At 67.8% G+C, this 20608-nt stretch carries 23 protein-coding genes; 12 read left to right on the plus strand and 11 right to left on the minus strand.

The annotated features are described in order from the left end of the window. The 8 genes from FBR43_RS06150 to coxB form a co-directional block, all read right to left on the minus strand. Window positions 1–645 (minus strand): SURF1 family protein, encoded by a 645-nt coding sequence (locus FBR43_RS06150; protein WP_136942330.1) that lies wholly within the window; start codon window positions 643–645, stop codon window positions 1–3. Continuing rightward, window positions 642–1055, minus strand: a complete 414-nt coding sequence (locus tag FBR43_RS06155) for a DUF983 domain-containing protein (protein ID WP_136942331.1) — start codon at window positions 1053–1055, stop codon at window positions 642–644. Before FBR43_RS06155 ends, FBR43_RS06150 begins: the two co-directional genes overlap by 4 nt. Further along, window positions 1052–1948, minus strand: coding sequence for a cytochrome c oxidase subunit 3 (locus FBR43_RS06160; RefSeq protein WP_136942332.1), 897 nt, complete (start codon window positions 1946–1948; stop codon window positions 1052–1054). Before FBR43_RS06160 ends, FBR43_RS06155 begins: the two co-directional genes overlap by 4 nt. A 34-nt stretch (window positions 1949–1982) precedes the next feature. After that, window positions 1983–2522 (minus strand): cytochrome c oxidase assembly protein, encoded by a 540-nt coding sequence (locus FBR43_RS06165; RefSeq protein WP_136942333.1) that lies wholly within the window; start codon window positions 2520–2522, stop codon window positions 1983–1985. Window positions 2523–2526: 4 nt separating this feature from the next. Next, window positions 2527–2655: a hypothetical protein gene (locus FBR43_RS16540; RefSeq protein ID WP_262708679.1), complete on the minus strand. Its 129-nt coding sequence runs from the start codon at window positions 2653–2655 to the stop codon at window positions 2527–2529. Further along, window positions 2652–3563 carry a heme o synthase gene (locus FBR43_RS06170; protein ID WP_136942334.1) on the minus strand — a complete coding sequence of 304 codons (912 nt, stop codon included), beginning with the start codon at window positions 3561–3563 and terminating at the stop codon, window positions 2652–2654. Before FBR43_RS06170 ends, FBR43_RS16540 begins: the two co-directional genes overlap by 4 nt. A gap of 124 nt (window positions 3564–3687) precedes the next feature. Further along, window positions 3688–5355 carry a cytochrome c oxidase subunit I gene (gene ctaD, locus FBR43_RS06175; RefSeq protein WP_136942335.1) on the minus strand — a complete coding sequence of 556 codons (1668 nt, stop codon included), beginning with the start codon at window positions 5353–5355 and terminating at the stop codon, window positions 3688–3690. A 4-nt stretch (window positions 5356–5359) separates the two neighbouring features. Further along, window positions 5360–6547: a cytochrome c oxidase subunit II gene (coxB, locus tag FBR43_RS06180; RefSeq protein ID WP_136942336.1), complete on the minus strand. Its 1188-nt coding sequence runs from the start codon at window positions 6545–6547 to the stop codon at window positions 5360–5362. A gap of 185 nt (window positions 6548–6732) precedes the next feature. On the opposite strand from coxB, the gene pyrE reads away from it, so the two are divergent. Genes pyrE through maiA form a run of 5 tightly spaced genes read left to right on the plus strand, consistent with a single transcriptional unit; the run spans window position 6733 to window position 9962 of the window. Next, a complete protein-coding gene (gene pyrE, locus FBR43_RS06185) occupies window positions 6733–7317 on the plus strand; it encodes an orotate phosphoribosyltransferase (RefSeq protein WP_136942337.1) in 585 nt (194 codons plus the stop codon). After that, window positions 7314–8042 (plus strand): pyridoxine 5'-phosphate synthase, encoded by a 729-nt coding sequence (locus tag FBR43_RS06190; RefSeq protein WP_136942338.1) that lies wholly within the window; start codon window positions 7314–7316, stop codon window positions 8040–8042. The genes pyrE and FBR43_RS06190 overlap by 4 nt, the downstream gene beginning before the upstream one ends. Next, window positions 8039–8452 (plus strand): holo-ACP synthase, encoded by a 414-nt coding sequence (gene acpS / locus FBR43_RS06195; protein WP_136942339.1) that lies wholly within the window; start codon window positions 8039–8041, stop codon window positions 8450–8452. Before FBR43_RS06190 ends, acpS begins: the two co-directional genes overlap by 4 nt. Then, window positions 8452–9315, plus strand: coding sequence for a signal peptidase I (gene lepB, locus FBR43_RS06200; protein WP_136942340.1), 864 nt, complete (start codon window positions 8452–8454; stop codon window positions 9313–9315). Before acpS ends, lepB begins: the two co-directional genes overlap by 1 nt. Then, complete coding sequence (maiA, locus tag FBR43_RS06205) at window positions 9312–9962, plus strand: maleylacetoacetate isomerase (RefSeq protein ID WP_249276478.1); 651 nt, start codon at window positions 9312–9314, stop codon at window positions 9960–9962. Before lepB ends, maiA begins: the two co-directional genes overlap by 4 nt. Here maiA and FBR43_RS06210 read toward each other — a convergent pair. After that, the gene (locus FBR43_RS06210) at window positions 9928–11004 is read right to left on the minus strand and encodes a glycosyltransferase (protein WP_249276479.1); all 1077 of its coding nucleotides are present in this window, start codon (window positions 11002–11004) and stop codon (window positions 9928–9930) included. The genes maiA and FBR43_RS06210 overlap by 35 nt on opposite strands. A 184-nt stretch (window positions 11005–11188) precedes the next feature. On the opposite strand from FBR43_RS06210, the gene FBR43_RS06215 reads away from it, so the two are divergent. From FBR43_RS06215 to FBR43_RS06225, 3 genes are read left to right on the plus strand one after another with little or no spacing between them, the layout of a single operon-like run. Continuing rightward, complete coding sequence (locus FBR43_RS06215; protein ID WP_317128315.1) at window positions 11189–12151, plus strand: hypothetical protein; 963 nt, start codon at window positions 11189–11191, stop codon at window positions 12149–12151. Then, window positions 12151–12669, plus strand: coding sequence for a DUF2141 domain-containing protein (locus FBR43_RS06220; protein ID WP_136942341.1), 519 nt, complete (start codon window positions 12151–12153; stop codon window positions 12667–12669). The genes FBR43_RS06215 and FBR43_RS06220 overlap by 1 nt, the downstream gene beginning before the upstream one ends. A gap of 6 nt (window positions 12670–12675) precedes the next feature. Continuing rightward, window positions 12676–13857 carry a glycosyltransferase gene (locus tag FBR43_RS06225; RefSeq protein WP_136942342.1) on the plus strand — a complete coding sequence of 394 codons (1182 nt, stop codon included), beginning with the start codon at window positions 12676–12678 and terminating at the stop codon, window positions 13855–13857. Here FBR43_RS06225 and FBR43_RS06230 read toward each other — a convergent pair. Both FBR43_RS06230 and FBR43_RS06235 read right to left on the minus strand, forming a co-directional pair. Further along, window positions 13854–16373, minus strand: a complete 2520-nt coding sequence (locus FBR43_RS06230; protein ID WP_136942343.1) for an ABC transporter permease — start codon at window positions 16371–16373, stop codon at window positions 13854–13856. The genes FBR43_RS06225 and FBR43_RS06230 overlap by 4 nt on opposite strands. Beyond that, window positions 16370–17089, minus strand: coding sequence for an ABC transporter ATP-binding protein (locus FBR43_RS06235; RefSeq protein WP_136942344.1), 720 nt, complete (start codon window positions 17087–17089; stop codon window positions 16370–16372). Before FBR43_RS06235 ends, FBR43_RS06230 begins: the two co-directional genes overlap by 4 nt. A 2-nt stretch (window positions 17090–17091) precedes the next feature. Here FBR43_RS06235 and FBR43_RS06240 point away from each other — a divergent pair, with 2 nt between their 5' ends. The 4 genes from FBR43_RS06240 to FBR43_RS06255 all read left to right on the plus strand — a co-directional run bounded on the left by FBR43_RS06240 (window position 17092) and on the right by FBR43_RS06255 (window position 20589). Then, window positions 17092–17826, plus strand: coding sequence for an arylesterase (locus FBR43_RS06240; RefSeq protein ID WP_136942345.1), 735 nt, complete (start codon window positions 17092–17094; stop codon window positions 17824–17826). A 369-nt stretch (window positions 17827–18195) separates the two neighbouring features. Further along, complete coding sequence (locus tag FBR43_RS06245; RefSeq protein WP_136942346.1) at window positions 18196–19446, plus strand: lipoprotein-releasing ABC transporter permease subunit; 1251 nt, start codon at window positions 18196–18198, stop codon at window positions 19444–19446. Then, entirely contained in the window at window positions 19439–20113 is a 675-nt protein-coding gene (locus tag FBR43_RS06250; RefSeq protein WP_136942347.1) for an ABC transporter ATP-binding protein, read from the plus strand. The genes FBR43_RS06245 and FBR43_RS06250 overlap by 8 nt, the downstream gene beginning before the upstream one ends. After that, entirely contained in the window at window positions 20110–20589 is a 480-nt protein-coding gene (locus FBR43_RS06255) for a glutathione peroxidase (protein ID WP_136942348.1), read from the plus strand. Before FBR43_RS06250 ends, FBR43_RS06255 begins: the two co-directional genes overlap by 4 nt. Window positions 20590–20608 lie beyond the last annotated feature (19 nt).

Here is a 20608-nt window from a genome sequence, read left to right on the forward strand (position 1 = left end):
TTAGCGTTGATTGGGAGCGACCAAGTTCGTGCCCGAGCTACGGCGGCGGCGAAGCGCGAGCAGATAGACGGCGACCGCGATGGCGGCGAAGGCGAACCATTGCACCGCATAGGCCAGATGATTGTCGGGCACGTTGGCAGGATCGGGCGCGCGGCTCGCGGAAAGGGCTGGGGCGAGCGGGCGCGCCGGAACGATCATCGGCAGCTGCGGTTCGGCGCCGCCCAGCAGCCGGCCGATGAACGAAGTTGAACTGGGAGCCAGCGTCAGCAATCCGTCGATCCGGCCGCCTTCCCATTGTGGCGTCAGGCGTGGGTCAATGGCGACACCGAGCTCGGCGACGAACGCGGCACCGTTGGCGGCATTCGTACAGCGTGCGAGGAAGCGGTAGCCGCTTGTGCCCTCGGCGCTACGCCCCGCCGATCGCGTCGGCGGCTGCGGCGTGGTGCACGTGGCGGTGACGCGGCGAAAGAGATCGCGTTCTTCGACCGTGTCGGGAAGCGGGATCGCGGGAAGCGTCGCGTTGCGTGCGAAACTCGCGAGCAAGGCCGCCTTCTGCCCGCGCCGGTCGAGCTGCCAGAAGCCGAGGCCGATCATCGCCGCGACGGCCAGCCCGACGATGAGCGTCGGCACGAAGGGCAACTTCACTGGCGCCGCCCCTCGCGCGCGGCATTGCGGTATTCAAGCGCCAGCAACGCGCCCTTGGTCAGCCGCAGGCAGCCGATGACGCTGGCTACGGTGAGCGGCAGCCAGAGCGCGACATGCACCCACCACGCCGGCTCGAACGCCAGCTCGACGATGATCGCGAGGATGGTGACGATGGTGCCGATCCCGAGCGTGAGAAACGCCGCGGGGCCGTCGCCTACGTTGAAGCTGTCGAAATCGAGTCCGCAGGCGCGGCAGCGCGAGGCGAACGCGATCGTGCTCCTGAAGAGTGTCGGCTCGTGGCAGCGCGGGCAGAGACCGCGTACTGACTGGAGGTAAAGCGATACCGGCGCCGCAGGGGGCTGGTCCCCCGCGACGCCGGCAGCATTCTCCTGGTCTGGCGGTACGCTCACCCGTGCGTCGGCGCGCCCCAGCCGCCCCACACATAGATGACGACGAACAGGAACAGCCACACCACGTCGACGAAGTGCCAATACCACGCAGCCGCCTCGAAGCCGAAATGCTGGCGCGGGGTGAAGTGGCCGCGATAGGCGCGGAACAGGTTCACGATCAGGAAGATCGTGCCGACGAGCACGTGGAAGCCGTGGAAGCCCGTGGCCATGTAGAAAGCCGAGCTGTAGTTCGATTCGCCGAAGGCGAACGGCGCGTGCATATATTCATATGCCTGGATCGCGCTGAAGATCAGGCCGAGCACGACGGTGAGCCACAGGCCCTTGAGCACGCTGTCGTTGGAACCGACGCCGAGCGCGCCCCAGAGCCCCTTCTTGGCGCCGCCGCGCTCACCGTGAATCAGGCCGTGATGCGCCCAGGTGATCGTGGTGCCCGAGAGCAGCAGGATGAAGGTGTTGAGCAGCGGAAGCTCGAACGCGTTGATGACTTCCATGCCGCGCGGCGGCCACTCGGCCGCGGTATCGGCTGCGACCGACACGGCGCCTTCGGCATATTCGACCGCGACGGGGAACAGCGAGAAATCGAACCACGCCCAGAACCAGCCGACGAAGAACATGACTTCGGAGGCGATGAACAGGATCATGCCGTAGCGAAGGTGCAGCTGCACCACCGGCGTGTGATCGCCCGCATGCGCCTCGCGCACGACATCGACCCACCAGCTCGCCATCATGAACAGCGTCAGGATGAGGCCGGCGCCCAGCGCAAGTCCGCCCATCGGATGTTCGTGCATGTACATGATGCCGCCGCTAGCGAGCAGCAGTACCGCCATCGAGCTGGCGAGCGGCCAGATGCTGGGTGGCAGGATATGGTAATCGTGGTTCTTGGCGCCGGCCATGTCGGTTCCCTGTCAGGCGTTTTCGTGGTCCGCTCTAGCTTGCGGTCTTGGCGGAATCCACCGGGTAAAATGTGTACGAAAGCGTGATTTCCTGCACGCTCTTGGCATCGGGATCGGTCGCGAGCGCGGGATCGACATAATAGATCACCGGCATGCGCATCTCCTCGCCGGGTTGCAGCACCTGTTCGGTGAAGCAGAAGCACTGGATCTTGGCGAAGTAGCGCCCCGCCTGTGCGGGCGTGACGTTGAACGTGGCGGTGCCCGTGACGGGCCGGTCCGAATCGTTGCGCGCCGTGAAGAACGCCATGTTGCGTTCGCCGAGCGCGACCTTGGCGGTGCGCTGCTCGGGCGCGAACTTCCATGGCAGCGCCGGGCTGACGTTGCTGTCGAACGCGACGGTCACGCGACCGGCCGTGGCGCCGGGGGCGGCATCGGCCACCTGCGTCGTGCCGCCGAAGCCCGTCACCTGACAGAACACGCGGTAGAGCGGCACGCTGGCGAAGCCGACGCCGGTCATGCCGAACACGGCGGCCGTGGCGAACAAGGCGGTGCGGACGTTGCGATCGATCGCCACGGCGTCAGTCTCCCGTCATCTTGATGATGCTGATCGCGTACATGAGCACGACGAACCCGCCGAGCAGCAGCGCAAGCACCAGCGCGCGGCTACGCTGCCGCTGTCGGACGATGCGCTCTTCCTCGGGCGTCATGCGAGCAGCATCCGATCGACAACGAGCGCGCCGAACAGCGCGAAGAGATAGAGGATCGAGAAAGCGAAGAGCCGCTTTTCGGGCTGCATGGCGTCGTCGGTGCCGGTCGTGCGCGTCGATACGCGCAGTGCGAGCCACGCGAACCACGCACTCGCCCCTACGGCGGTCAGACCGTAGATCCATCCCGCAAAGCCGAGCGGCCAGGGGGCGATGGCACAAGCCGCCATCGGCAGCGTGTACAGGCCGATCTGCTGGCGCGTGACACGTTCGCCGGCGACGACGGGCAGCATCGGCACGCCGGCATTGGCGTAATCGGTCTTCACGAACAGTGCGAGCGCCCAGAAGTGCGGCGGCGTCCACAGGAAGATCAGCGTGAACAGCAGTACGGGCATCAGCGTGACGTCGCCCGTCGCGGCGGCCCAGCCGATCATCGGTGGAAACGCACCGGCAGCGCCGCCGATGACGATGTTCTGCGGCGTACGGCGCTTGAGCCAGATCGTGTAGACGACGACGTAGAACAGGATCGACACCGCGAGGATGGCCGCGGCCACGAGGTTCACCGCCAGCCCCATCAGGATGACCGAGAACACGCCGAGGCCGACGCCGAACTGGAACGCGGTATCGCGATCCATGCGGCCGGCGGGGAGCGGGCGCTTGGCCGTGCGCTTCATCCGCGCGTCGAGATCGCTTTCATACCATTGATTGAGCGCGCCCGCGGCACCTGCCGCCATCGCGATGCAAAGGATCGCGGTGAAGCCGATGACGGGATGCACGCCGACGGGCGCAGCGAGCAGGCCGCATAGTCCCGTGAACACGACGAGCGTCAGGACGCGCGGCTTGGTTAGCGCGAGGAAGTCGCGCCAGTCGGCGGGGATGGCGGCGGGGGTGCCGATCGTCGTCGTGTTCATCACATCTAATCCAGCAGGGTTCGCGAACCCGATTGCGAGAGGGCGGCCCACCGCGTCGTCCGCGGCTGCCGCCCCCTTGTGGATGCTGCTGCCCCCTTCTGGCGGAGGGCTGGCTGCCCGGCGGTCAGTCGACCTTGGGCAGCGTCTCGAACTGGTGGAAGGGCGGGGGGCTCGACAAGGTCCATTCGAGCGTGGTGGCGCCTTCGCCCCAGGGGTTGTCCTCCGCGCGCCGACCGGCGGCAAGGCTAACGAACAGGTTGATGAAGAAGATCACCATGCCGGCGGCCATGATGACATAGCCGAAGCTCGCGATCTCGTTCCAGTGCGCATAGGCATCGGGATAATCGGGATAGCGGCGCGGCATGCCCTGCAGGCCCAGGAAGTGCATCGGGAAGAACAGGATGTTCACGCCGATGAAGAAGACCCAGAAGTGCAGCTGGCCGAGCAGCTCGTTGTACATCCGCCCCGACATCTTGGGGAACCAGTAATAGAAGCCGGCGAACAGGCCGAACACCGCACCCAGCGACAGCACGTAATGGAAGTGCGCCACGACGTAATAGGTGTCGTGCATATAGTCGTCGACGCCGCCATTGGCGAGCACCACACCCGTCACGCCGCCCACGGTAAACATGAAGATGAAGCCCAGCGCCCACACCATCGGCGTCTTGAAGCTCATCGATCCGCCCCACATCGTCGCGATCCACGAGAAGATCTTGATGCCCGTGGGCACCGCGATCACCATCGTCGCGGCGGTGAAGTACATCTTGGTGTTCACCGAGAGGCCCGTCGTGAACATGTGGTGCGCCCACACGACGAAGCCGACGACGCCTATCGCGACCATGGCATAGGCCATGCCGAGATAGCCGAACACCGGCTTGCGGCTGAACGTCGCGACGATCTGGCTGACGATGCCGAAGCCCGGCAGGATCATGATGTACACTTCGGGATGGCCGAAGAACCAGAACAAGTGCTGGTACAGCACCGGATCGCCGCCACCGGCGGGATCGTAGAAGGTGGTGCCGAAGTTACGGTCGGTCAGCAGCATCGTGATCGCCGCGGCGAGCACCGGCAGCGCCAGCAGCAGCAGGAACGCAGTGACCAGCACCGACCACACGAACAGCGGCATCTTGTGCAGCGTCATGCCCGGCGCGCGCATGTTGAAGATGGTGGTGATGAAGTTGATCGCACCGAGGATCGATGAGGCGCCGGCGATGTGCAGCGACAGGATCGCCATGTCGACCGCCGGACCTTGCGAGCCGTAGGTCGAAAGCGGGGCATAGACCGTCCAGCCGGTGCCCGCGCCCGATCCGAAGAAGGGCGAGGCGAGCAGCAGCGCGAAGGCGGGAATGAGCAGCCAGAACGACACGTTGTTCATGCGCGGGAACGCCATGTCGGGCGCGCCGATCATGATCGGCACGAACCAGTTTCCGAAGCCGCCGATCATCGCCGGCATCACCATGAAGAACACCATGATGAGGCCGTGCGCGGTGATGAGCACGTTCCAGAGATTCAGGCCCGCATCGAAGTTCTGCGGGCTGCCAGCCAGCCAGCTTGCCCAGGCAGGCAGATACTGGATGCCCGGTTCGGCCAGCTCCATGCGCATCAGCCCCGAGATCGCGCCGCCGATGATGCCGGCGACGATCGCGAAGATCAGATAGAGCGTGCCGATATCCTTGTGGTTGGTCGACATGAACCAACGCGCGAAGAATGCGGGCTTGTGATCGGCATCATGATGATGCGCGTGATCCGAATGGGCCTGGAAGGCGCTGGGATTGAGGGCTGTATCGGTCATGGCTTTACTGGCTCACCTGGCCAAGGCCGCCGTCGTTGCCGGTGGCGCCCTGGGTGGTCGTGGACGACTGGGTGGTGGCGGGCACGGTCGCGCCCGCGGTGGCGTTTGCGGGCGTCGCGGTGTCGTCGGCTGCATCGTCGCCCGGCTGCGTGGGCACGCTGCCCGATGCGCCGGCGGGCACGCCGGCGGCGGGCGTCGCGCCTTCGCCGGGCATCGTGCCGCCCTTCGAGCGGACCCACTGCGCGAACACTTCGGGCGCAACGGCCTCGATCGCGATCGGCATATAGGCGTGGCGCACGCCGCACAGTTCCGAGCACTGGCCGAAATAGACGCCCGGCTCGCGGATGGTGAAGCTCGTCTCGTTCAGCCGTCCGGGCACCGCGTCGAGCTTGGTCCAGAAGGCGGGCATCGCCCAGCTGTGGATCACGTCGTTGGCGGTGGTGATGAGACGGATCGGCGTGCCGACGGGCAGCACGATGCGGTTGTCGACCGCGAGCAGGCGCGGGCCATCGGCATCGGTACGCGCACGCTGGCCGGGTGCGAGCGAGGGATCGTCGGCGTCTTTGAGCATGTTCGACGTGATCGAGATGCCGCCGTGATCGGGATATTCGTGCGTCCAGTACCACTGGTTGCCGATCGCCTTGAGCGTGACGGCATTGTCGGGCGCGGGATCATATTGCTGCGCGAGCAGGCGGATCGAGGGGATCGCGATCAGCGCCAGGATGATGACGGGCGCCGCGGTCCAGATGATTTCGATCATCGTGTTGTGGCTGGTCTTGGACGGCGTTGGATTGGCGGCGCGGCGATAGCGGACCACCACCCACACCAGCAGCCCGAGCACGAACAACGAGATGAGCGTGATGACCGGCAGCAGGATGACGTTGTGGAACCACGCCGCCTGATCGCCGAGGTCGGTAGCCTGATACTGCACGCCCAGCGCGCGATCGGTGGGCTGGCCGACGCCATCGCGCGCCAGCAGTCGGCGGCTGCCGTCGGGGTTGAGTGTCGGATCGGCGACGGCGGGCGCAGCGGGTTGCGCGGCCGATGCTTCGGCCGCGGCGGGAGCTGCCGCCGGTGCTGGCGCCGCTTCGGCTGCCACCTGCGGCGCGGGCGCCGCCGTCTGAGCGATCGCCGGCGCGGCCAGTGCCAGGCCGGCGACGAGAACCAATGATTTCAACCCGTTGATCCGCATCTTGTCACGTCACCTTCGAGATTCGCGCACCGCGCGAACGCGCACCGACCGGCGCAATTGCAGCGGCCTATACGCAGGGATAGCCCAAGCCTCAAGCACCGCGACACCCGGTTTTTCGTCCGTGGTTGCCGTGAGGGCGCTGCGGCCATAAGCAGAACGGCGACAAGCATGGGCCTTACCACACGATGACCGACGACGAGATACTGGCGGAGTTCCGCGCCGCCGACGCGCTGCTGGAAGGGCATTTCATCCTGTCATCGGGGCTGCGCAGCCCGCGCTATCTGCAATGCGCGCGCGTGCTGATGAACCCCGAGCGCGGCGCGCGACTCGCTACCGCTCTGGTGTCCAAGCTGCCCGGCGAGGTGCGTGACGCCATCGACATCGTGGTCTCGCCGGCGATGGGCGGCGTGATCGCGGGCCATGAGATGGGCCGCGCGCTCGGCGTCGACGCGCTGTTCCTCGAGCGACCCGAGGGCGTGTTCGAACTGCGCCGCGGCTTTCGCCTCGAACCCGGCCAGCGGGTGCTGATGATGGAGGACGTGGTGACGACGGGGCTGTCGAGCCGCGAGGCGATCGCGGCGATCGGGCGGGCAGGGGGCGAGGTAGTGGCCGCCGCCAGCCTCGTCGATCGCTCGGGCGGGACTGCCGATCTCGGCGTCCCATTCTATCCGCTGATCCGCATCGACGTGCCGAGCTACGCCGCCGACGCGCTGCCGCCCGCACTTGCTGCGATCCCGGCGGTGAAGCCGGGCAGCCGGGCGGTCGCATGAGCCCGTATCTGCGCCTCGGCGTCAATATCGATCACGTGGCGACGGTGCGCAACGCGCGCGGATCGGGCTATCCCGATCCGGTGCGCGCGGCGCTGCTGGCGGCCGAAGCGGGGGCCGACGGCATCACCGCGCATCTGCGCGAGGACCGCCGCCACATCACCGACGACGATATCGCGCGGCTGGTGGCCGAACTGACGGTGCCGCTCAATCTGGAGATGGCGGCGACCGACGAGATGCTGGGCATCGCGCTCAGGCATCGTCCGCACGCCGTATGCATCGTGCCCGAAAAGCGCGAGGAACGCACGACCGAAGGTGGGCTCGATGCCGCCGGGCTCCACAATGTGCTGGCGCCGATGGTCGCGGCGCTGAGCGCCAACGGATCGCGCGTGTCGCTGTTCATCGAACCCGAGGCGCGGCAGATCGAGGCGGCGGTCCGCCTGCGCGCACCCGTCGTGGAACTGCATACCGGTCGCTATTGCGAGCTGGAAGGCGAAGCGCAGGCAGCCGAATTGAGGCGCATCGCCGATGCCGCGGCGCTTGCCGCCAAGAACGGTCTGGAGCCGCACGCCGGGCATGGCCTGACCTTCGACAATGTCGTGCCAATCGCCGCGATCCCGCAGCTTGCCGAACTCAATATCGGGCATTTCCTGGTGGGCGAGGCGATCTTCGACGGGCTGGGGCCGGTAGTGCGGCATATGCGCGCGTTGATGGACGAAGCGCGTTGATCGTCGGTCTCGGTTCGGACCTGTGCAACATCGAGCGCATCGAAGCGTCGATCGAGCGATTCGGGCAGCGCTTTCTCGATCGCTGCTTCACGCCCGTCGAGCAGGCCAAGGCGGCGCGGCGCCCGCTGTCGCGCGCCGGCACGCTCGCGAAACGATTCGCCGCCAAGGAGGCGTTCTCGAAGGCGGTGGGCACGGGCTTCAAGGCCGGCGTGTTCCTGCGCGACATCGGCGTGGTCAACGCGCCCTCGGGCGCGCCGACGCTGGCACTGACGGGAGGCGCCGCGGCGAGGCTTGACGCCATCACGCCCAAGGGCCACGTCGCGCGGGTACATCTGACGCTGACCGACGACCATCCCTGGGCACAGGCTTTCGTGGTGATCGAGGCGGTGCCCCTGGAGACGACCGACTGATGCCGGCCGACGACCTGACGCTTCGCAACCTGAACGCCGAACCCGCCGAGAAGAAGAAGGGCACCGATTGGTGGGCCGAGGCACGGGGCATCCTGTGGCTCGTGCTCGCGGTGATCGGCGTGCACAGCCTGATCGCCAAGCCCTTCTATATCCCGTCCGAATCGATGCTGCCGGCACTGCGCGTGGGCGACCGGCTGATCGTGAGCAAGTTTCCCTATGGCTGGTCGTTCATCAGCCCGACTTTCCATATCCTGCCGCCGATGAAGGGCCGGCTGATGGGATCGATGCCCGAGCGCGGCGACATCGTCATCCTCGTGCCCGACGGGCAGCGCGTCGACTGGATCAAGCGCGTCATCGGCCTGCCGGGCGACACCGTGGCGATGGACGACGGGCAGCTGGTGCTCAACGGTACGCCGGTGCCCAAGGTGTCGCTGGGCGAGCGGCTGATCCCGGTCGACGCCAATACGCGCTGCGATGCCATGCACTATCCCGGCATGTTCGTGCGTGCCGCCGATGGCAGCGCGGCGTGCCGCGTGCCGACGTTCCGCGAGACGTTGCCCGGCGGCGCAAGCTACGACGTACTCGACGTGCGCTATTCGGCGGGGATCGACGATTTTGGGCCGGTGCGCGTGCCCAAAGGCCATGTCTTCCTGATGGGCGACAATCGCGACAATTCGGCCGACAGCCGTATGCCCGCCAGCATGGGTGGCCTTGGCGGCCCGGTGGCATGGGAGAATATCGGCGGGCGCGCCGAGTTCATCACCTTCTCGCTCGACGGCACCGCCACGCTCAATCCGGTGACATGGTTCGGCTCGCTGCGCGGCGAGCGCACCGGCATGTCGCTGCATCCCGAGCGCCCATGATGGCGGGCCCCGTGGTGCCAGGCTATGTGCTGCACGACTATTTCCGTTCGTCAGCAAGCTACCGGGTGCGGATTGCGCTCAACCTGAAGCAGGTCGACTATCGGCGGCACGCGGTGTCACTCGTCGACAACGAGCAGCGCGCGCCCGAGCATCTCGCGCGTAATGCCCAGGGCTTCGTTCCCGCGCTCGAGCTGCCGGACGGCACGGTGCTGGGGCAGAGCCTTGCGATCATCGACTGGCTCGATCACGCGCATCCCGAGCCGCGGCTGATGCCCACCGAGCCGCTGGCGCGCGCGCGGGCGATGGAACGCGCGTTGCTGATTGCCTGCGACATTCATCCGCTCAATAATCTGCGCGTGCTGCGGCGGCTGGGCAGCCAGTTCGCGGCACCGCAGGAGGCGCGCGACGACTGGTATCGGCACTGGGTGGCCGAGGGGTTCGCCGCGCTCGAGGCGATGGCGCCGGAGGGCCCTTATCTGGGCGGCGAGGCGCCCGACGTCTCGGACGTGTGCCTTGTGCCGCAGATGTACAACGCGCGCCGCTTCGACTTCGACCTCGCGCCCTATCCGCGCCTCGTCGCCGCCGATGCGGCGATGCAGGCGCTCGACGCCGTCAAGGCTGCGCACCCCGACGCGGCGAAGCCGTAAGCCGCTCGAACAGCGCCAGATAGTCTGAGGCGGGATCGCCGGTCGGGCGAATAGGCGTCGGGCATCGGGCGTCGGGCGCCAGCCAGGCGGCGAGCGCGGCGACGAGACCCTCTGAGTCCTCGCGGCGGACGATCGTGCCGGCGGCGGGATCGGCCAGCAACTCGGCGATCGCGACGCTCGAATCGGTCGAGACGACGGGGGTGCCTTCGCCCAGAGCCTCGCGGATGACGCCGGGCACGCCTTCATGGTCCGAGGTCAGCGCGACGAGCGCGGCGCGGCGCATCGCCGGCAGCGGATCGGCGGCATGGCCCGGCAGATGCACTCTCGCCGCAATACCCAGAGCCCGCGCGTGCGCCTCGATCGCCACGCGCTCGGGGCCCTCGCCGAGGATCACGAGCGAAAGTGCGGGGTCGGGCAGGCGCGCGAATGCCGCGACGAGCCGGTCCCAGCGCTTCTGCGGCGCGAGCCGTCCGACGCCCAGCACGAAGCGGCCGGGCGGAAGCGCGACATCCGGCGCATCCGCGATGCTGCGAGCGGGCGGATTGGCGATCACGCTGATTCGCGACAACGGCATCCGCATGGCCCTTGCGGCCTCGGCTCCCATTGCCGGGCTCATCGCCACCAGATGATCGAGAAAGCGGGGGTGCAGTCGCAGCCAGGCGGCGTAGCCGAGGCCCGCGAGTCCGCGATGGACGCCCGAAAGCGCATTCGACAATTTGCCGACGATCGGCGCGGTCGTGCCTCCACGCGCTGCTAAACCGAGCGCCGAATAGTGATTGCCCGGCACGAAGACGATATCGGGCGCTCGGCGGGCGATGTCGCGCGCCGCGCCGAGCAGCGTGCGATAGCGACGATCGCCGAGCGGCACGAGCGCGATCCGCGTATCGCACTCGGACGCCAGCGGCCCGGCGGCATCGCCGAGCAGCAGCGTCACCTGCGCGCCGCGATCGAGCCAGCCGGCCGCCAGGCGCAACATCGCGCGCTCGACGCCGCCGCCGTCGAACGACTGCGCGAACGTGACGATATGCAGCGGCCTCGCCACGGCTCAGTCCCTTCGCAAACGGTACGATCTTGCACCTTGCCCCGGTGCATCCCAGATCGCGTCATCAAGAAACCGCATTTCGCTCCTCTAGAGGACGCGATAAGAGGCCGGCAATGTCTGCACGGCCCGCTAGCCCCCGCGACCTGCCCGGCAGGGTCGCCCGTTGGACCGGAACCCTCCTCTCGTGAAGCAACCAGATAACGGCATGTCGGTGAATGCGCGCGCGGTCGAAGCGCCGCCGCTCGCCGCGCTTCCGCGGCTTCCCGACATCGAGGCGCTCGAACCGATCGAGCGCATCAAGCGGCGGTGGCCGGCGGTGCTGGGCGCGCTGCTCAGCATCGCGATGGTGGTGGGCCTTGGGTTCGAGCTGTTCGGCGAGGGGCTGGCCGCGCTCGAGCAGTCGGCGCCGGTGCATCCGGGCTATTATATCGCGATCTTCCTGCTGTATCTCTCGCCCCCGACCTTCGACTTCGTCATCTTCCGCCGGCTGTGGGGCATTCCCTTCGAGGGGATGATCGCGCTGCACAAGAAGCGCATCGCGAACGAGGTGGTGTTCGGCTATTCGGGCGAGGCCTATTTCTACGCTTGGGCGCGCGAGCGGATGAAGCTGGTGGCCGCCCCCTTCGGTGCGGTGAAGGACGTGTCGATCCTGTCGGCGATCGCCGGCAACGCGATCACGCTGGCGATGATCGCGCTCGCGCTGCCCTTTGCCGCCACGCTGCTGCGCCCCGACGATTTCGAGGCGCTGGCATGGTCGACGGGTGCGATCCTCGCCCTGTCGCTGCCCTTCCTCATCTTCTCGCGGCGAGTGTTCTCGCTCGAACGTTCGACCTTGTGGTGGGTGTTCGGCGTGCACTGCCTGCGCCTGACCGTGGGTTCGACGCTGATCGCGCTCGCCTGGCATTTCGCGATGCCCGACGTGTCGATCGGCATGTGGCTTTTCCTGGCCGCCGGGCGGCTGCTGGTGTCGCGTCTGCCGCTGGTGCCGAACAAGGACCTTCTTTTCGCCAACTTCGCGATTATTCTTATCGGGCAGGGCGAGGCGCTTTCGGAACTGGTGGCATTCACCGCGGCGATCGCGCTGCTGCTGCACGTCGTGCTGATCGTCATTTTCGGGGCGCATGCATTGTTGAGGAAATCGGGTTGATGATTGCCAAGCTGCTGACGGCGGCGACGCTGGGCGCGATGGGCGGACTGCCCGCGCCGGCGCAGGCCGAGATACTGGGAAGCGACGCGCAGGCCTGTGCGGGCGGGCAGGGGCCGGCGATCCGCGTCAACGTGGCGGGACTGAAGGATCGCACCGGCCGCCTCAAGCTCGAGCTCTATCCCGCGAACGACGAGGATTTTCTGAAGGACGATCGCGATCTGGTGAAGGAGGGAAAGTTCTTCCGTCGCGTCTGGGCCGACATGCCGGCGAACGGCGCGGTGAGCCTTTGCATCAAGGCGCCGCGCGCGGGCCGCTATGCGCTGCTGTTCACGCATGATCGCGACGGCAAGAACAAGTTCAACTTCTGGCGCGACGGCGCGGGCTTTCCGAGCAACGAGAAGCTCGGGCGCAGCCGGCCCAAGCTGGCGCAGGCGGTGATCGCCGTGGGCGGCGGCGTGACGACGACCACGATCCGTGCGCAATATATGCGCGGGTTGAACGGCTTCGGTCCGGTCTGAACCGCGATGCGTATCGTCGACGTCAACGAATTCTATTCGCCGACGGGCGGCGGCGTGCGGACCTATATCGACCGCAAGATGAGCATCATGGCCGATCTCGGCCACGAATTGATCGTCATCGCCGCGACGACTGAGCCCGACTGGGTCGAGGAGCGGCCGGGCGGCGGGCGTATCCATTGGGTCAAGGCGCTGCCGCTCGTCGTCGACAAGAACTATTGCCTGTTCTGGGAAGCCGAGCCGATTACGCGGCTGCTCGACGAACTGGCGCCCGACGTGGTCGAGACGAGCTCGCCGTGGCGCCCCGCGTTCATCGTGGGCGAATGGCAGGGCGATGCGGTGAAGGTGTTCTTCGCGCACAACGACAACATGGCGGCCTATCCGCTGCGCTGGTTCGAGGGGCTGGCCAAGCCGCAGACGATCGAGCAGGCGTTCGGCTGGTACACGCGGCGCTACGAGCGCTTTCTGCCGATGTACGACGCCTTCGTCACCAACGGTCCGGCGCTGGCCAAGCGCAACGCCGCGCGCGGGCTGACGGTGCACGCATCGATGCCGCTCGGCATCCAGCGTGGCACCTTCTCGCCCGACCTGCGCGACGAGACGCTGCGTGCGGCACTGTTGGCGCAATGCGGCCTGCCGCCCGAGGGGCATCTGCTGCTGGGGCTGGGGCGGCATCATGGCGAAAAGCGCTGGCCGGTTGTGATCGACGCGGTTGAGCGCGCGGGCGCCGATCTTCCCGTTGGGCTCATTCTGCTGGGCGACGGGATCGAGCGGCGCGCGCTGCTCAAACGCGTCGAGGGCAGCCCGCATATCCGGCTGTTCCGCCCGGTCTATGATCGCGATCGCTTCACGCGCATCCTTGCGAGCGCCGACGCGCTGATCCACGGATCGGACGTCGAGCCGTTCGGACTGGTCGCTTCCGAGGCGCTGGCATCGGGCTTGCCGCTGATCGTGCCCGACGAGGGCGGTTGCTTCGAGATCGCCGAGCCCGCATTCGCCGAGACCTATCGCGCACGCGACGCTCGCTCGGCGGCCGAGGCGATCCGCCGCCTGTTCGCGCGCGAGCCGCGCATCCTGCGCGCGGCAACGCTGCATGCCGCCGCGCGCGTGCGCACCGATGTCGATCATGCGCGCGACATGATCGCCTATTACCAGACGCTGATCGACGCCCGAAGGGCGCGGGCGGCCTAGACGCGCCGCAGCGCCTGGGCGGGCCGCACCGAAAGGATCGGCCACGATCCGGCAAGACCGATGCCGAGCGTGAGCAGCGCGCCGCCCGCGAGCGTCGCCAGCACGATCCCCCAATCGGGCGCCCAGCCGAACTCGAACACCTGCGTGATGACGTACCACGCCGCACCGCCGCCAAGCGCCAGCGCGATTGCGGCGAGCAGCAGCGCCAGCAGCGCGTACTCGATCGCCTGCGCGCCGAGGATCTGCGTGCGCGTGGCGCCCAGCGTCTTGAGGATCACGCTGTCATAGGCGCGTGCCTGCCGGCTGGCGGCGATCGCCCCTACCAGCACCGCGATGCCGGCGAGGATCGCAACCGATGCCGCGAGCACGATCGCGGTCGCCATCTGGTCGAGAATGGTGCGCACCTGGCCGATCACCTCGTCGACGGCTATGATCGAGGCCGAGGGGAAGGCGGCGAGCAGCGCGCGCGCGACCGCGCCCTCGTTCGCCTTGTCGATCTGGATCGTCGCGGTGAGGCTATGCGGCGCGCTTTCGAGCGCGCTGGGCGAGAACACCATGATGTAGTTGAAGCCCAGCGTCTCCCAATGGATCTCGCGCAGCGATGCGATGCGCGCCGGAATCTCGCGGCCGAGGATGCTGACGGTCAGCGTGTCTCCCACCCCGACGCCCATGGCCACGGCCGCCTCGCGATCGAGCGAGACGAGCGGCGGGCCGGCGTAATCGGCGGGCCACCACGCGCCGTCGGTCAGGTCGCTGCCCTCTGGAAGCGTGGGCGAATAGGTGACGCCGCGCTCGCCGCGCAGGAACCAGGCGCCGTCGGGCAATTCCTCGAGATCGGCGACGCGCGTATCGCCGAACGCGACGATCGTGCCGCGCAGCGACGGCACGACGTTCATCTCGGCCTCGGGCGCGGCGCCGCGGACCACCGTATCGAAGCGCGCGCGCTGATCGGAGGGCACGTCGAGCACGAACTGGTTGGGCGCGCGATCAGGCACGGTGGTGCGGATCTCTTCGGCGAGGCTCGTCTGGATCGCCGCCAGGGTCACGAACAGCGTGAGCGCCAGACCGAGCGCGATCACCAGCGCGGCGGTCTGGGCGCCGGGGCGATGCAGATTGGCAATCGCCAACCGCCAGAGCGGGCGGCGCGGGCGGGGGACGTGCGCGGCGAACCGGCGTACGGCGCCGCCGAGCAACAGCAGCAGGGCCAGCGTCAGCGCGACGGCGCCGAGCACTGCGGCGGCGAACAGCGGATCGCGCGCGGTGGCGATCGCCAATACCAGTACCGCAATCGCGGCCACCGCGACGGCGATGACGGTACGCCGATCGGGCCGCGCGGCGCCTGCGACCAGCCCGCGAAACAGCGTTGCTGCCGGCAGCATCCGCGCGCGCGCCAAGGGCGGAAGCGCGAAGGCGATGGCGATGAGCAGGCCATAGGCGGCGCTTGTGGCTAGCGGGAGCGGATAGAGCGCGAAGCCGGGTCGGACGGGGAGCAGATCGCCAAGCGCTGCGACGATGGCAGGCGGCAGCAGCGCGCCGATCGCCAGCGCGAGTACAACGGCCAGCAACGCCACCGCGCCGATCTGAAGCAGATAAATGCGCGCAATATCGCGCGAGGATGCGCCGAGTACCTTGAGCGTGGCGATGCCGTCGCGCTTGCCCGCAAGATACGAGCCGACGCCGTTGCCGACGCCGATGCCGGCGATCACCAGCGCGGCGAGACCGATGAGTTGCAGGAATTGCCCCATGCGCTGGAAGAAGCGATCGGCGCCCGGCGCGGCGCGATCGCGCGTCTTGTATTCGAAGCTGCCGGCGGGAAAGCGCGCCTCGATGGCATCGACCGCCGCCTGGGGCTCGATGCCCGGCGGCAGCGCGACCCGCAGCTTGGTCTCGAACAGCGCGCCCGGCTGGATGAGCCCGGTACGCGCGAAGCCGGCGTTGGACACGATGGCTACGGGGCCGAGCGTGAAGCCTTCACCGACGCGATCGGGCTCGCTGGCTATCAGGTCGCGAACGGTGAAATCGGCGGTGCCGTAGCGCAGCGTGTCACCCGGCGACAGCAACAGGCGCTCGGCCAGCGCGCGGTCGATCAGCACCTCGCCGGGCGCGAGCGGCGCATAGGCTCGGCCGCTGGCCAGCGTGAGCGTACCGTAGAGCGGATAGGCGGCGTCGACGCCCTTGAGTTCGGTAAGCACCGCGCCAGGCGAATCCGCGCGCGCATCGGCCTGCGCCATGGCGCGCGTGCGGACGGTGTCGGACAGCGTGCCGAGCTGTGCGAGCACGCCGGTTTCGGCGGCGTCGGCGCGGCGCTGCATCATCGCGACTTCGATATCGCCGCCCAGGATGACGCGTCCGCGCGCGGCGAGTTCGGCGCTGATGCCCGCCGTCAGGCTGCCGATCGTCGCGAGCGTGGCGACGCCCAGCAACAGGCAGATGAACAGCAGCCGCAGGCCATGGAAGCCGCGATGCAGATCACGCCGCGCGATCCGCCAACTCGCTGCCCATCCGAGATCGCTCACGCGCGCACCGCCAGCGAATCGGAGGCGATGCGCCCGTCGCGCATCCTGAGCACGCGGTCGCAACGCTCGGCAAGCGACGGATCATGCGTGATGATGACGAGCGTCGCGCCCGCCGCGGCGCGGCGCTGGAACAACAGGTCGACGATGCCGGCGCTGGTGGTCTCGTCGAGATTGCCGGTGGGTTCGTCGGCGAACAGAATCGCGGGGCCGGGGGCCACGGCGCGCGCGATGGCGACGCGCTGTTGCTCGCCGCCCGAAAGCTGCGCGGGGTAATGCGTAACGCGGTGGCCAAGCCCTACCGCCTCCAACTCGGTACGCGCGCGATCGAACGCTGCGTCGAGTCCGGCGAGTTCGAGCGGCACCGCGACATTCTCGAGCGCGGTCATCGTGGGCAGCAGGTGGAAGGACTGGAGCACGATGCCGATCCGCCCGCGCCGCGCGCGCGCCAAAGCATCCTCGTTGCGTCCGGTATAGACCATGCCGGCGACCTCGACGTCGCCGCCCGTCGCGCGTTCGAGCCCCGACAGGATCGCCATGAGCGAGGACTTGCCCGATCCCGACGGCCCGAGGATCGCCAGCGACTGCCCGGTCGGTACATCGAGATCGATGCCGTGCAGGATTTCGGTCGGGGCAGCATCGGTGCCCAGCGTCAGCGTGACATTGCGCGCACGGATTGCGATATCGTCGATCGTCGTCGGTCGTATGGGAGAATGCATTCTTGTCCTCCAGGAGTATCCCCTATGGGGTCGCGCTGCTGCTTTCCCAAGCGCTGGTCGCCTGTTCGCCCGGTGAAAGCGTGCCCGCCAACGTCGCTGGCGTGTCCCCGACGGCTGCGGAGCCGGCGGACAGCGCGACGCCAGCCGCCGACACGCGGCTGGTCGTGGCGTTCGGTGACAGCCTGTACGCGGGCTATGGCGTACTGGCGCAGCAGAGCTTTCCGGCGGTGTTGCAGCGCGCGCTGGCCGACGCCGGCGTGCGCGCCGAAGTCCGCAATGCGGGCGTGTCGGGCGATACCAGCGCGGCGGGTCGCCGCCGCTTGGCGTTCGCGCTCGACGGGCTCGATCGCAAGCCCGATCTGGTAATCGTCGGGCTGGGCGGCAACGACATGCTGCGCGGCCTGCCGCCTGCCGAAACGCGCGCGAACCTGACCGCAATCCTCGACGAGCTGCGCCGCCGCGAGATACCCACGATGCTCACGGGCATGATCGCCGCGCCGAATATGGGTGCCGATTATGCGCGCGACTTCAACGCGATCTTCCCCGAACTCGCCGAGGAATATGGCATTCCGCTCGATCCGTTCTTCCTCGATGGCGTGGTGACCGACACTGCGCTGATGCTGCCCGACCGCATTCATCCCAATCCGCAGGGAATCGAACGCATCGTCGATCGCGTGACCCCGCGCGTGGCGACGGCGCTGCGGGCAAACGAAGGGGCGGGGGCATCGGAACAGTGAGGGGCGGTCCCAAGGCGACGCGCGCATCAGGGAGAGTCGTCCGCGTACGATAGAAAAGCAAACGCCCGGGCTGGTGGTCCAGCCCGGGCGCCTGCGTGACGATCACTCGTCAGCCCCCTAATCAGCTTCCGCCCGCACGCCCGTCGCTTGACGAACGGGGCTTGAAGCCTCCCCGAACCACGGCCATTGCCTGCGCTTCGATGGCCTTCGGTTAAGCGCATCGCGCTGCGATGTCATCGCCAAACCAAGCCGCTGCCACCGAATCGCTTAACCCTGTGTTCATTTGGCAACAGCGCTGATTGCACGCCCCGCCACGCTGTTCTAGGCGAAGGCGGCCATCGTTCCGGTCCCGTTTTTCAAAGGCAATCGATGATCCTTTCCCGTTACGAGCGCATGATCGCCCGGCGCTATCTGTTGCCCGGCCGGGGCGAGGCGTTCATCTTTCTCGTCGCCGGCATCAGCCTGGTGGCGGTGATGCTGGGCGTCGCCGCGCTTGTGATCGTGATGAGCGTGATGAACGGCTTCCGCGCCGAGCTGTTCGACAAGATCGTGGGGCTGAACGGTCATGCCGTGGTGCAGGGCTATGGCGGCCAGTTGCGCGACTGGCGCGATATCGTACGCGAGGCGCAGGCGACGCCGGGCGTGACGGGCGCGACGCCGCTGATCGAGCAGCCGCTGATGGCGGGCTTCAACGGTCGCGTCGAAGGCGTGCTGGTGCGCGGCATGCGCGTCGAGGACATCCGCTCGAACCCCACGATCGCCACCAACGTAGTGATCGGCAGCCTCGACCGGTTGCAGCCGGGAGCAGGCACCGTCGCGATCGGCTCGCGGCTGGCGCAGGCGCTGGGCGCCACGGTAGGTACCGAGATCTCGCTCATCAGTCCGCAAGGCCCCGCCACGCCGTTCGGCACGGTGCCGCGCATCGTCTCGTACCGTATCGGCGCGATCTTCGAGGTCGGCATCTTCGACTATGACAAGGCGTTCATCGTCATGCCGATGGAGGACGCGCAGACGCTGCTGCTGATGGGCGATTCGGTGGGGCTGGTCGAAATCGACACCGTCGATCCCGATCGCGTGGGCGAAATCCTGGCGCCCTTGGAAGCCAAAATAGGGGCATCGGGGGTGCTCGCCGACTGGCGGCGGCTCAATTCGGAGATATTCGAGGCGTTGCAGGTCGATAGGCTGGTGACCTTCACCGTATTGTCGATCCTGATCGTGGTGGCGGTTTTCAACATCCTCTCGTCGCTCATCATGCTGGTGCGCGCCAAGACGCGCGACATCGCGATCCTGCGCACGATGGGCGCCACGCGCGGCGGCCTGATCCGCATCTTCATGACGGTTGGCACGACGATCGGCAGCCTCGGCATTCTGGCGGGGCTGATCCTGGGGTTCGTACTCCTCTACTTCCGCGAGCAAGTGCTGGGCTTCGTGGGGCTGATCTCGGGCCAGCAGATATGGGATCCCTCGATGCGCTATCTCACCGAGTTGCCGGCGAAGACCGACCCGGTCGAGGTGGCGGGCATCGTGCTGATGGCATTCACCTTCAGCGTGCTCGCGACGCTGTACCCGGCCTTCAAGGCGGCGAGCACCGATCCGGTGCAGGTGCTGCGCTATGAGTGAGGCGGTACTTCAGACGACGGCGTTGAAGCGCAGCTTCACGCAGGGCGGCGAGACGATCGAGGTGCTGCGCGGCGTCGATCTGGCGGTGGCGCCGGGCGAGATCGTGGCACTTCTGGGGCCTTCGGGCTCGGGCAAGTCGACGCTGTTGCAGGCGGTGGGATTGCTCGAGGGTGGCTTCGAGGGATCGATCCGCGTCGCCGGCGAGGAAGTGGCGAAGCTGAACGGCGATCGGCGGACCGAGACGCGGCGTGATCGCATGGGGTTCATTTACCAGTTCCATCACCTTCTGCCCGATTTCACCGCGCAGGAGAATGTCGTGCTGCCGCAGCTGATCGGCGGCACTGAGCGCGATGTGGCCGAGGCGCGGGCGGCCGAGCTGCTGGGCGCGCTGGGGCTCGCGCGGCGGCTGACGCACCGGCCCAACCAGCTTTCGGGCGGTGAGCAGCAGCGCGTCGCAGTGGCGCGCGCGCTGGCCAACCGGCCCGCGCTGGTGCTCGCCGACGAGCCCACGGGAAACCTTGACGAGGCGACCGCCGACATCGTGTTCGCCGAGTTCCTGCGGCTAGTGCGCGGCGAGGGATCGGCGGCACTGGTGGCGACGCACAACGAACGGCTCGCAGCACGGATGGACCGCGTGGTGCGGCTGCATGACGGAGTGCTCGAATGACCGATATCCACGCGATCCCCGTGACGGCCGCCGACGGCAGCGCCACCGATCTATCGGCCTATCGCGGGCGAGTGTTGCTGATCGTCAACGTCGCGTCGAAATGCGGCTTCACCCCGCAATATGCCGGGCTCGAGGCGCTGTACCGGCGGCACCGCGATGCGGGCTTCGCGGTGCTGGCATTCCCGTGCAACCAGTTCGGCGCGCAGGAGCCGGGAGACGCTGCGGAGATCGCGCGCTTCTGCGCCACCAGCTATGATGTGAGCTTTCCGGTGTTCGGCAAGATCGACGTCAACGGCGCCGACGCCGCGCCCTTGTGGCAGCACCTGAAGGCGCAGGCGCCCGGCCTGCTGGGCAGCGAGGGCATCAAGTGGAACTTCACCAAGTTCCTGATCGACCGCGACGGCCGCGTCGTCGATCGCTACGCGCCGACGACAACGCCCGAGGCGATCGAGAAGGATATCGTGGCGCTGCTGTAGGCGCGACGGCCACTACGGA

The sequence above is a fragment of the Sphingomonas baiyangensis genome, from assembly GCF_005144715.1.
Classification (GTDB): domain Bacteria; phylum Pseudomonadota; class Alphaproteobacteria; order Sphingomonadales; family Sphingomonadaceae; genus Sphingomonas; species Sphingomonas baiyangensis.